General features: G+C 40.7%; 9 protein-coding genes and 1 pseudogene. All 10 read right to left on the bottom strand.

What is annotated here, in order from left to right; genetic code table 11:
• Window positions 1-12: 12 nt before the first annotated feature.
• On the bottom strand, window positions 13-231 hold the full coding sequence (locus tag KSZ58_RS23350) for a hypothetical protein (RefSeq protein WP_040014059.1): 219 nt from the start codon (window positions 229-231) through the stop codon (window positions 13-15).
• Window positions 232-837: 606 nt separating this feature from the next.
• The gene (locus KSZ58_RS02940) at window positions 838-2,052 is read right to left on the bottom strand and encodes a replication initiation factor domain-containing protein (RefSeq protein ID WP_009269929.1); all 1,215 of its coding nucleotides are present in this window, start codon (window positions 2,050-2,052) and stop codon (window positions 838-840) included.
• Window positions 2,053-2,457: 405 nt separating this feature from the next.
• Window positions 2,458-6,060, bottom strand: a complete 3,603-nt coding sequence (locus tag KSZ58_RS02935) for a DUF5979 domain-containing protein (protein WP_009269930.1) — start codon at window positions 6,058-6,060, stop codon at window positions 2,458-2,460.
• 529 nt (window positions 6,061-6,589) lie between these two features.
• Window positions 6,590-6,706: pseudogene (locus tag KSZ58_RS02930) on the bottom strand (helix-turn-helix transcriptional regulator); the annotation flags it as partial.
• 544 nt (window positions 6,707-7,250) lie between these two features.
• On the bottom strand, window positions 7,251-7,670 hold the full coding sequence (locus KSZ58_RS02925; RefSeq protein ID WP_008816369.1) for a DUF2000 domain-containing protein: 420 nt from the start codon (window positions 7,668-7,670) through the stop codon (window positions 7,251-7,253).
• Window positions 7,640-8,554: a DMT family transporter gene (locus KSZ58_RS02920; RefSeq protein WP_008816368.1), complete on the bottom strand. Its 915-nt coding sequence runs from the start codon at window positions 8,552-8,554 to the stop codon at window positions 7,640-7,642. The genes KSZ58_RS02925 and KSZ58_RS02920 overlap by 31 nt, the downstream gene beginning before the upstream one ends.
• Complete coding sequence (locus tag KSZ58_RS02915) at window positions 8,547-9,383, bottom strand: AraC family transcriptional regulator (RefSeq protein WP_002606325.1); 837 nt, start codon at window positions 9,381-9,383, stop codon at window positions 8,547-8,549. The genes KSZ58_RS02920 and KSZ58_RS02915 overlap by 8 nt, the downstream gene beginning before the upstream one ends.
• A gap of 474 nt (window positions 9,384-9,857) precedes the next feature.
• A complete protein-coding gene (locus KSZ58_RS02910) occupies window positions 9,858-10,754 on the bottom strand; it encodes an ROK family protein (protein WP_009269933.1) in 897 nt (298 codons plus the stop codon).
• Window positions 10,754-12,127, bottom strand: a complete 1,374-nt coding sequence (locus tag KSZ58_RS02905; protein WP_008816366.1) for a glycoside hydrolase family 1 protein — start codon at window positions 12,125-12,127, stop codon at window positions 10,754-10,756. The genes KSZ58_RS02910 and KSZ58_RS02905 overlap by 1 nt, the downstream gene beginning before the upstream one ends.
• A 232-nt stretch (window positions 12,128-12,359) precedes the next feature.
• Window positions 12,360-13,163 (bottom strand): MurR/RpiR family transcriptional regulator, encoded by an 804-nt coding sequence (locus tag KSZ58_RS02900; RefSeq protein ID WP_008816365.1) that lies wholly within the window; start codon window positions 13,161-13,163, stop codon window positions 12,360-12,362.
• Between the last annotated feature and the right edge of the window lie 22 nt (window positions 13,164-13,185).

Genomic DNA, 13,185 nt, shown 5'->3' with positions numbered 1-13,185 from the left:
ACAGCACTCTTTTTATGCGATTGTCTGCTTCGCTTTTTCTAACATGACATCAGTTAAAAGTTCTTCCATTGTTTTACCCTGTTTTGAAAAATGCTCTTTTACAACGATTTTTGTTGTTCGTCTGCTGGCAATTTTCATTGTCTGTTGATTCGTCTTTTTTTGATTTTTTACAGCATTATCAATAATACATTCCTCCTTTCTTTCGATATTTTCTAAGCAGTCAAACGGTATTTGTCATTACCCACAGGAATTTCACCTCTGCATGGTTCTCATGCAACCGTACCCATTGCGTGCGACGCTTTGAACGCTCAAACTATGGCTGTACGGGAGTATCATTATCAGACAGAACAGGTCATGGCGAAGAAAGAGGACAAATTTTTCTCATGGACGCTGACAGTGGTTCGCTCGCTTAGCTTAGATAAGGTCATGGCGTATCGGCTCCAAAGGCTCGCTGATTGTCTAACGTATCTGACTGCTTTATTCAGTTGTCAAAGAACACTGGAAAGAAGAAAATCACCTATTCCGTCATTAGTACGTATGGAACGGATAAAATGGCAATCATCAATCATTTTTTCTTTCCGACCAACACTCGACACAAAAGCGTGATTTGTTGCCATTTTCAGAAAAATATAGAGATTTCCTTTCACCCACTAGCTACCCACGCAAAGCGAAATTGTTGCAGAAAATGAATATTTTCCTGTTTTTTCTTCCGCTTCATATAGGGAATGAAACGTATCATTTGTTAAGTCGGACAGATAAAAGAATGATTTTCTTCTGTATAACACTCAACACGAAACCTTGATTTGCAACTCATTTTAAAAATTTTTTCTCCATGCACTAAAAAATACCGTCATTCTCTTGTGGAACAGCGGTATCAATCCTGTCTCTTATATCTGATTTTTCTAATTGCAACAGGTGTTTATGCTTTTCTTTTAACTCTGTATGTTCAATCATATCTTGCAGTATCGTTGTATGGTTCTGCTTATCTAGTTCCGCCACCATCTTTAGCGTAGGAGCAACCTGTCTGTGTAGCCACTGCAACGCTCGTTCCAGCGTGTATGGTTCAGGCTGTGTCGTCAGTTTCAGCTTTTCCCGATTTTCCCCGATAAACCATGCCCAGTCGGCATTGAGTTTCCATTTATTCTTTGGTTTCCCGTCCTCTCTGTCCACAAAACGCAGATAGTGGTTGATGATAGAAAAAGCGGTATGCTCCACGTCACGATAAGTCAGTAAATCCATGACCGCATGAATGGCTCGGTCATCTTTCAATCGTATCTCAAAACGGTTTTTAATCTCCGTATCTTCAATATTTGCACCGTTCTTTACATACTGCTCATAATTCTTTTGATAAATGCAGGAATGGAGCTGACTGTTGGTTGAACCGAGATACAGCGTTTCCCCCGTATTCTTTGGAACATCATCACCGCATTTTTGTGAACCGCCATAGTCTTTTTGACTACGAAAGTAGGAGATACATTCGCCAGCCTTGTATTTTGCCTTTAGCGTGGGAATATCCAATATTCCTGCTTTGTCATTGATAGCGAGGTCAATCCGCTTCATTACCCCGTCAGCAGTCAGACAGTTCAGCATGAAATCATACCAGCTTTTTTCCTGTGCCAGCAGATAGCTTTCCATCTGCCGACAGCCTTTGCCCCTTAATTCAATCAGAACTCCTAACTGTATGTTTTGTGAACACAGTACCGCAATATCGCCGATAACATACTGACACTCATATCCGTATTTCCCGTAATCCTCATAGAGCATATATTTTGGATTGATATGTAAAATATTTCTTATAATCCTTAGTGCGTCTGTCGTAGGGAAACGGACACGAAAGTAATCAATCAGCTGGAACAATGGCTCTTGCGGATTGAAACGCTCGATTTCCTTTGTTAAGGTTTCCTTGAGTTTTTCTGTCAATGGAAGTTTCCCTTTTTCAATGCGGTTGTAATGCTCACGAGTGATACCGCAGGCAACCGCCAGCTTATTTTGTGATACTCCGTATTCTTCACGTTTCAGTTTTAATTCTCTGATAAAATCATCATTGTTCAATATTCATTCCTCCAATCAAAAAGGCAACTACCGCTTATGGATAATTGCCTGTGTCATAATCAATAAAAAAAGACAGCCAACTTATTAAAAATCAACTGTCTTTCATGCTACAATATTCAGTTTTCATAGTAATATCGGCAACTTTTTTATCACATCTGTTAAAATGCCGATTTACCTTGTAAATACAGCGTTTTCTGTCTGTTGTGATATACAGTTTCCAGTTTTTTGTGCCCCCCTTGTTAGATAACGGGGGCTATACAATCGCTCGCCACAGGCTCTCTCACAGATGAAGTGAACCAGCCACTTGCAAGCATGGCAGAAAAATCTTGGGATTTCCCCGCCACCGTGTCTGGTTCACTCCGTCAATGTGAGTTATGTAGCCGTTACAATCTTATTTAAAGATCTTTATCGGTTTTTCAATATTTTCTTTTTCTTCAATACAGCTAAAATGGCAATTAACAGTCCGCTCATTGCAAACAATGATAGATATAACTCTATATTTGTTTTGTCATCCGTTTTTGGAGTTTTTGGAGTGTCTGACGCGTCAGGTTTATCAGGTGTGGACGGCTTCTCTGATGTTACTTCCTTGTAGTTGATAAACTTGATATCCACATCACCATTCGCCGGAACAGTTCCCTTATCTCCTTTAGATGTCGTTACATAGCCGTCTTGGTTGGCTTCTGTTTCTTCCACGGTATATCCGATACCTGCAGGAAGTCCCGTTGCCGTTGATCTCTGTCCGTGTTTTAATGTGATTGCCGCCACGCCGTCCGTGAAGTCCATATCACCAAATTTTCCGCTGATCGTCTTATCATCGAGCGTTATCGTGAAATGGAACTCCCTGTCTTTATCGCCGTGCGTTCCTCCAACTTCTTTTGTTACTGTCAAGCCACTTGTTTCTATTTTTGCATTGACATATTTAATGGTATTAGATGGCGTTTTTTGATCTATCACGCTCACATTCTCATCCACTACAATAGTTCCAGTAACCTTTCCAGAAGCTTCGTCTTTATTTATCGTCCCACTTCCTGTAATAACAATCTCTTCGACCCCATAATTTGTGTTTTTGGCTTCTGTAATAGTATAGGTTGCCCCTTCTGGTAAATTATAAATCAGAACCTTTTCACCAGCTTTAATTGATAACACGCCTTTACCATCTTGCAATTCAATATCTGATTGTTCAACCCAGTTTGGACTTTCAATATCAGTCAAGCTTTTAAACCATGATAAAGAATTCAAAGGTGTCCCATCTGCTTTTGTGAAATAGACGTTGAAATTGAAATCCTCATCTGTTGATTCCGTACCAACAGATAATTGCTTTTCTAATTCTAACATTCCAGGTTCTTTGGCATTAATAAAACGAACATAATTGTTTTTATCAAATTCATCCTCATAACTAACACCTAATATTAAATTTTGACCTAATCCCTCTTTAATTGTTCCTGTCATAAAGGTTGTTGAATCTTTTGGAGTCAATGGAATAACTGTAACATCACCTGGGTTCAAGTCATCAGGGTATCCCTTACTAGATGAATCTATTCTTCCTAATTCTCTTACAGTATATCCATAGCCTTTCTCCAAATCCTTCTCAGTATCTTTTGGCAAATGAGAAATCAGCACTTTCTCTCCATCCTTTAAAAAGAATTTTGTTCCACTGACAATTGAAGCATTAGAAGTACTAATTTCTTTTCCATTTGCATCATATCTCTTATATGGATATTTATTAACCATAGAAATTCCATTAGGTGTCGTTAAATCCAACTGAAATGCATATACACCCTTATCTTCTGCTGAATTGCTCTTAACAATTTTCTCGATTTTAAGTTCTTGATCAAAAGTGACTGGATTTGTTGCCAGTTCTTCAAATGGAACTGTAAATCTCATATAGCATGAAGAGCCAGATGCTCCTCTTTCTGTGTAATATACAGATAAACGATATGTTTTCTTCTCACCTTCATATGGAATACCTTTGGCAATTGCATCTCCATCTTTATTTTTTATATCTTCTGCTCCATTGATAAATTCCCACAAATCTACGTACATACCTAATGACGAGTGAACTCCACCCATGTCTGCCACTTGTACACTTTTCGTATGATCAACTGTAACTGTACCATCCTCAGAAACAGTTGTTTCTGATAAGAACACTAATAAATCATCATCTCCATAAAAGAAGTAATTCAATGGTCCACAATATCCGGGTTGTAACACAAAGTCAAAATATGTTGTCATCCCAAAGTAAGAATTATGATCATTACCTTGATCATCACTTGTTGGAAGGGATCCAGATGCATCAATTCCAACAAATTTTCTAAAATCTTTGGAATTTGGATTTCCAAATTTAAGATCGTGTCCATCTGTTCCATATGAAGAAGCATAATCCATCGGCCAAAATTCATTAGAATAAATAGATGAAGCGTTTTTTGAAAATTTATCTAAATTCCTACTAACTTGGTACCCATCATTTTTCTTAACTCCAGATAAAGTATATGTACCTCCCAAACGTGAAAACTGCAAGCTATAATTTTCTTCAGAATTTTCTGTCCCATATGCACTATATTTTAAATATGCCGTTTTTCCTTGTATTCCTTTTGGATTATCTATACCATCTAAATTCAAAGTATCTGTAGCTGTTGAAAAGATTGGAGGTGCATTTACCCCCTCACTCCACCTAATGCTTCCATTTTCATTGACACCTTGAGCCAAATTAAATGTTGCCCCTCGAAGACTTGGGCCAAAGAATTTACCACCCCATCTACTGGTTCCAGCGCGATTTCCTACATTAGTCATATTTAATGATGTCTCTACACCTTCAGGATCCGTCCAAGTATTCTTTCCTAATCCAGTCCCAGCATTATCGTTGCCAAAAGCAAATTTTTGTTCTACTCCAGTAGGAAGATTATTGGGGTTATTTATACCTTGTTTTGCTGTGTTTGCATAAAATGTTACATTTTTCAATTCATCCTTGCTTTGATAAGAAGTTGGAAGTTTACCATCTACATTCCATGTACTGCCTGAAACTAATCCTTCTAAATTTTGGTTTTCTATTGCCTCATCAACCTCTTTGCTTATATTAGGTACCGCTTCACCATTTCTTGCTGAATTAACTGCACCTTCTGTAGTATAAATCCATCCATCCGTTATATCATAATCGAAAAAATTCACTGCATCATAATTATAATTTTCTTCTGTAGTTGGTTCAAAAACCAGGCGGATGACCGTATCTTCAGTAATTAAAATCGTATAACCATCGTCTTCATTTCCAACAAATTTCACACCATTATTATTTATAGTACCTTTAGACTTAAATGCCTGATTGTCTTCATAATTAGTGAAAATAAACTTAGAGGGATCATGGTGGATTCCATCATCCATAACAGGCACATTTAAAATATAAAAATCATCTTCTTCAGTACTATCTTTATCACAATCTTTTTTCAAAAGCCAAACCTGTTTTAATGTGTAATTTTTATTATAATGATTTTCACTTGCATTATTATAAAGTTTATTCATGAATCGCATTTGTGATTTTTCAAAGAAATATGTTTTCTCATCAGCGAACAATTTTCGTAATTCATTTTTTGTTTTTACTGTTCCATCATTATTTAAGTTTATTTGAGAATGTGGACTTTGTTCATATAATTCATCCACATTATGTTCTTCTCCATAACTATTTTGTTTCTTAAAATTACGTGGTAAATTGTTTTCTCGTGAAGCGTCTGTTCGCCATACAATCATCGTATCTGTCTTAGATGCTTGCTCATTTACTAAATCCATGCCTGTCTTATTATCATTATTTGGAATATCTAAAACCATTGCTGGGTAATTTAAGTAATGTTGAATGGTATATTTTGGATTATATTCACTATCTGTTATATTCCCATTCGTATTCTCTTCTGCTTTGATTTGCAAAGGCATATAATTTAATATTAAAATTACTGCAAAAACCACACGCACACATTTTGACATTATGTAACGAAAATTCTTCTTGACACTTTCTTTATACATTTTTGTACACCCCCTATTCATTAGAACAAAAAAACCACTATACCTAAAAATAGATATAATGGTGTCTATGTATTTAAAATCACGATTTGATTGTACGCAAAAAAACAGACTTTCCCTTACTGTCTGTCTGTCTGTCTGTCTGTCTGTCTGTCTGTCTGTCTGTCTGTCTGTCTGTCTGTCTGTCTGTCTGTCTGTCTGTCTGTCATAGTATGCCAGTTCCTAAGCATATCTGTCAACCCCTTTATAACTAAAATTAAAAAGTAAAAAGTATTTTTCTTTTCTTTTCCTAATCGGTTTAATTTTACACTATTTTTAAGCACTTGTCTATAATATTTTCAGCATTCATCAAACATAGCAAAAACATAGCAAAAAATAAATTTGGTATGTTCGCTAACTGCCGTTTCTTTACTTTCACAGTATAGAAAAAGACACTCTATTTCAAGTATCATTTCTCCATATCTCTGTATTTCTTAAGTATTTTCGCAAGCAGGCAAACACAGGTTATTTCTTAATATCCTTTTGTTTGGGATGCTCCATTTTCCCACTTGGATATCGCCTGCCGCGATACATCACACAGTGCTGCAAGCTCTTCCTGCGACATTCCTTTTTCTTTTCTTATTCGATATAAATTGTCTTTGAATTCCATACATTTTCCTCATTTCCTGATGACTGTATTCTATCAGTTTCTATGCTGTTTTACCATACTTCATACATTCCAAATCCGCAACCACTGGTAGCAAAACCGCCTTTTGCAGTTTTTTTGGATTATAATCACCTGAAAACTTAAAGCTTTATACAAAAAGCAGACCTTCATTTTATCTTCATCCGGCCTGCTTTTCTGCATTATCTTTTCTATCCTATATCTGCATTTATCATATCTGCTACAAGGCACCTTGCTTACTGTTTGAATTATTCGATATGATATCCAATCCTCTTTCTACAGTTATCAATGCCTGTGAAGAATGCCGTCGTCTTCTATTTGTCAGCCTTAAAGCGTTCAAATGACTCATGAATTCCATATAGTCTTTTTTCTACCACTTGGCCAGCTTCAACAATCCCATGCATACCGCAAGTGTGGAGGCGATATATTGATGCCGGTTCCGTACTGCTCTCATTTTCTCATTTCTACCCATAAATACCTATGTGTGTCAATTTCCATCTATCATGTATATAAGGTGCAAATTTTTGCATTACCGGTACAGCGGCAGGCTTCCGCATAATCTGTTGATTTTCTTTTTATCACCATACAGGCCTATACCGAGGTAATGAAACTGATTCTCCGGCAGATTTTTTGCCTTCACAATCCAGTCCTCATACACATTGCAGGTTTGTGCTGCATCACTGAAATCAACGATAATGACATCTTTATATTCCTGATCAAACAGCTGCCGACGCAACTCCTGAAGCTTTTCTGTTTCCATCTTCAGAATCGGAAGCGGTATTTGCAGAATGCCCATATGTATATTTCCATCCGCATCCTGAACATCACAGCCGATGGCTTCCTTCCCCTTACTACCCAGCGTCATCCCCAGCAGTGCCGCGGTATTTGCGGCAATTCCCGGTGCCAGTGATGCATCCATCACCATGACGCATTTTCTGTTTTTCTCCATACACGTTCTCCTTTACGATTCTGCGACAGCAGAAGACCCAATACAATCATCACGATACCAAGCACACCGACGATAGTGACCGTTTCCTTCAAAATCCATACCGATGCCAGCGTAGTGACAACCGGCACAGCATAGATATACACACTTGTCTGTACAGTACCCAGAATACGTACGGCACTGTTCCAGGAAACAAAGCACATCGCACTGGCTCCCAGTCCCAGAAACAGTATATTGGCAATATTTAATCCCGTAAGCTGTTCCACCTTCGGCAGTTCCATACCGGATAGCATAATAACCGGAAGCATGCACAGCAAACCGTAAAAGAAGATTCTGCGGGTCATCGGGATGGTTGTGTATTCAAAGTTGCTTATTTTCTTTGTTATCGTAGAATATAGTGCCCATACGATGGCAGCTCCCAGCGCAAGCAGATCACCCTTTGGATTTAATGCCAAATTCTGACTTCCCTCCAGGGAAATACAGAGAATTCCAGTCATGGCAATCAAAAAACCAATGAAAAAGCGTACTCCGGGACGCGTTTGTTTTAACAGCCAGATTCCGAAAAACATAGTGAAAAACGGTGAAACAGCCACGATGATACCAACATTGCTTGCCTGTGTGTAGGTAAGTGCTATATTCTCCATAAGAAAATACAGGGTAACTCCACAGAGTCCTGCCGCAAGAAAATACAGCTCTTCCTTTTTCTCTTTAACTCTGGTCAGCCTTGGAGCGACAGCCCATAAAGCCAGATAACCGATCATAAACCGAGTGAACAGTATCTGCAAAGGTGTAAAATCCCGCAGCAGCACCTTGGTTGAAATAAAGGTGGTTCCCCATATAAGAATAGTCATACACGCAAGCATATGACCCTTGATCCGCTCATTCATCCAATTCGCTCCTTTTCTGTGTGAATATACTCTGATACTGCTTTGGTGTTATACCGATAAAGCTTTTAAAGTAGTTTGTAAAATGGCTCTGATCGGAAAACCCGCAATCCAGCGCAAGCTTACCGATTGCTTCACCCTGTTCCAGCAGACGCTTTGCTTTTGCGATCCGAATGGATTGCAGATAACGATATGGAGAAACACCAACCTCTCTGGTGAACAGACGCAGCAGCTGATAGCGGCTCATCTTGCTAATCTTTGAAAGTGTATCAAGAGAAATGGATTCTTCATAATGCGTATCCAGATATTCCTTCATAGCCTTCACCGCTTCCGTAAGCTCTCTGCTTGCCTCTACTGGAACCATATGTTCTTCCAGCAGCTGTTCAATCAGAAAGTAAAAGGCCTCCTCACGTACCAGCAGACTGCTCTGTGATACGATAACATCATACAGCTCACGAATGGACAGTGCCAGCTCTGCCTGTGGAATCAGCGTATCCTTAAACTGAAGATGGATGTGTTTCCCGGTTATCTCCTTTACTGCCTTATCCATGACATCTACAGGAACATTGATTGCACGATAATCCAGAACCTCTCCGGCTACCGGCGCACAATTATGTGTTTCACGCGGATTGAATAAAATAACATCTCCGCGCTGTGTATCATATTCCTGATTTCGACACCAGAGATGACGTTTTCCACCCTCCATAAATCCGATTACATAAAATTCATGAAAGTGAACAGGAAATTTCTGTACGATTCCACTTAAATTATACGCCTCGATCTGAAGGTCTTTATCATAATAGATGTGTCGCTGCTCCTGCAATGCTGCCATGCCCATTCCTTCTTTCTGTCGCTGTATGTATGGTAACATAAAAAAAATGATATTCTCTTGTAAGATATTGCATCCGGATAAGCGCTGTAAAAGCTGTTCGTGTGCTGAAAAGGCAGAAGTAGGATGAAACCTGTGTCCTGCATCTTGCATGATGACTTGAAAGTTTGTGTGCCAATTGCCGCAGTACCTTACGAAAAGGTTTTGCATTTATACAGACGCACTTCGCATGGTCAAAGACATTTCACTGTCCTTAAATGCTCATTGTGATTTATCAAAAGCTGAAACCTTACTATTCTCTTTTTGCGCATCTATAGTATAGCATGGCTGCGGACGCAGAAACAGCGCAATTTGCACGCAGCCATTCTGCACACTGTGAAGCTGAAATATAAAAGCATCATTATGAAAATTCCAGCGTGCTCAAAAAAACTTTTGTGAATAAAAAGGAGGAAATTCTGACAATCTCCTTCCTGTTCCTTATTCTGCCAATCCCCTACGCTGCCGGTAATGCGCAAGCGCCCCCAGCAGATTGGCATCCTGCCGATACGTACAGCATTCCAAACGCGGTGTCAGTGTTGCAAAATCCAGCCCCTTCTGCAGCTTCTCATACGCTTCCATGATTCGCTGTGTAAAATCCCTTCGTGCACTGATTGCACCCCCAAACAGAATCATTTCCGGATCCAGCATATGCTGCACATTGAAGACACCAAAGGCAAGCTCCTCATAAAAGGTCTGAATAACCTTGCTGCACAGTTCATATCCCTGCTGTGCTTCTTCAAAAATCCGCACACCATTCCATTCTTCCGCTGTCAAAGCCTCCATTTTGCGCACCATACTCGAGGTAGAGGCACACAGACTGAAATTTTGGACACTGCCGTCCGGCTGCTTTACCAGCATCATGCCAAATTCACCGCCATAGCGATGCGCTCCATGGCAAATGTTACGATTTCTTACGATTGCACCACCCACACCGGTTCCAATCACCAGAAACGCCATATCCTGTATGTTCTTCGCCTTGCCGTAAAACAATTCCGATAATGCAGCACAGTTCGCATCATTCTCTATTTCACAGCACAGTCCCAGCTCCCTCTGTATCCTTTCCTTCCACGAAAAGCCGTGGATAAAGGGAACTGCACTGCTTCCGCCGATCACGCCGCTGTCACAATTCACTGCCCCGCAGGAGCTGATTGCCACACCGGACAAGTCGACACCCTGCATGGTGATATCCTTCTTATATGCTTTCATATATGCGAGCAGTCCCTCTATGTCTGCGCTCATAGGATAGGATCTGGTATGGAAAAGCCTTCCTTCCTCATCTGCAGCTGCACATTTCAGAGAGCTTCCTCCGATGTCAAAACAAAGATACGTATCCATTAGAACCCCCGTTTCTCTGCCAGCTCGCGGAACCAGCAGCCACTTTTCTTTATCGTACGCTTTCCGGTTTCCAAATCAATAGAAATCAGTCCGTAGCGGTTTTTATATGCATTCAGCCAGCTCCAGCAGTCAATGCCCGTCCATACATGGTAGCCGATACAGTTACTGCCTTCCTCAATTCCCTTATGCAGCCAGGTAAGGTGCTCCTTATAGAAATCAATTCGGTAGTCATCCTCAATTCTGCCATCCTTGATAAACCGTGCTTCGTTTTCAACGCCCATTCCGTTTTCCGTTATCATCCATTCGATATTATCGTATTTGGTACGAATGTTGGTTGCAATATCATACATCCCCTTCGGATAGATTTCCCATCCGCGATAGGGATTGATTCTTCGGTTTGGCATTTCATAGAAATCATAGAAGCTCTCCGGCGTTATCATCGCTGCAGGGTCCACCGGTGTTTCCTTCGCTTTGACACGGATCGGCTGATAATAATTCACTCCGAGAAAATCCACGGTATTTTCCTTTATGACTGCAAGCTCTTGTTCCTCATAGTCCGGCAAAAGCGTATGCTCCTTCAACAGCTCCACCAGCTCCTTCGGATATACTCCAAGAACAGCGGGGTCAAGAAAGCTTCGAGCAGAAAACAGCTCTGCAATGCGGGATGCCTCGACATCCTCCTTTGCCTGACTGCGTGGATAATTCGGGGTCAGGTTTAAGATAATGCCGATTTTCCCATCACACATCGCATGGAAGGCCTGCACTGCTCTGGCACTGGCAAGTGCCGTATGATAAGCCACCTGTACAGCAGCCTTCATATCATGGCGGCATGGATAATGAAAGCCGTTCAGATACCCGCACTCCACATGAACGATCGGTTCATTGAAGGTGAACCAGCGCCGTACCTTTTTCCCATAGAGAGAAAAGCAGGTACGTGCATATTCCACATAGGCATCCACAACATGATCGCTTTCCCAGCCCCCCTGCTTTTGCAATTCCGCCGGCATATCAAAATGAAACAGATTGATCATGACCTCAATGCCTTCCTCATGAAAGGCATCAATGACATTATGATAATGTGCTGCGGCAAGCGGATTCAGCTCACCATCCCCTCTTGGAAACATACGGCTCCAGCTAATGGAAATCCGGCAGGAATTGTGTCCTGTTTCCTTCAAGAGTCGAATATCTTCCCGATACTGTGTATAGAATCCGGAAGCCTCCTTCGGCCCGATTCTGTCATGAAATTTCTCGGGCTCCTGTTCAAACCAGATATCCCATATATTTTTTCCTTTGCCATCAATGGCTGATGCCCCCTCGCTCTGTGTTGCGCTGGTGGCACTTCCAAAATAGAATCCTTTCGGAAATTGTAGCATAAGCTTCCTCCTTATAAAGTTATTTCTATAAAGCACTACGGCATGCGCTTCCTATATCGTAAAATTCGTTCGCTTCATAATGCGGCAATACTATGCTTCCATACCGAGAATTATCTGCATGGCATGCGATATTCCTATGTGAAAAATGCCGACTGCATCGAAGGCCCTCTCCATGGGAGAGAGCCTTTCTATGTGAAGCTGTAACAACTGCATATCTGCAGCTTTTCTATGTCTATTCCTTTCGATCCTTTAAAATCTCCTCTGTACTTGCCCAGTTTGTCAAAGCGTCGCTGTAGGTGCGTACATAATGGTAGTACAGCATATCGATCATGATTAAAATCGGTATCTGACCGGATATCATCCCGGTGGACTCCTCCCCGGACAGCGATGAGGTATACAGAACAACATCACTGAGCTTTTTCAGGCGGCTGTTCTGATTTCCCAGAATGCTTACCACAAGAATTCCCCGTAATGTCAGCTCTGCGGCAAGCTCCTCCAGATAGGTATTCCCGCGCAGGGTGAAGATAAAAACCAGATCCTGCTTCTGCAATACCCGCGAGCTCATTTTGATGGCATCCTTATCATGAATGACCTCTATAAATTTACCGAGGCGGGAAAAACGGAAACGAAAGTCCTCTGCTGCAGTAGCACTCAGTCCGAATGCAAAGATGTTGATAATGCGATGCTCATAAATATATCTGCATACCTGCTCCATCGCCTTGGCATCAAAGTTTTGATCCACCAGATGAAAGATGCGGAAATATTCACTCTGTAAATCCAATGAAATATTAGAAATCTGCGGCGCATTCTGCATATTCAGATGCTGCTCATACAGATACATCAGCTCCTTGAAATTGTTCAGTCCGATTTTCTTACAGAAGCGTGTAATGGAGGAGCTGGAAATAGAAAGCTCTCTTGCGAGCTCGTGAATCGTGAGCGGTTTTCTCCCGTCTGTGAAATATTGTGCAATCGTTTCTTCCACATAGGTGAAATTAACCTTTGCCAGATTGATTCTTAAAAGAATTTCCTTTTCCATATGCATTCCTCCATCGCTACCG

Source organism: Erysipelatoclostridium sp. DFI.2.3, assembly GCF_019132535.1.
In the GTDB taxonomy this organism is placed as follows: domain Bacteria; phylum Bacillota_I; class Bacilli_A; order Erysipelotrichales; family Erysipelotrichaceae; genus Clostridium_AQ; species Clostridium_AQ innocuum.
Note: the sequence above shows the minus strand (reverse complement) of the source record. Positions and strands in the feature narration are given on the sequence as shown.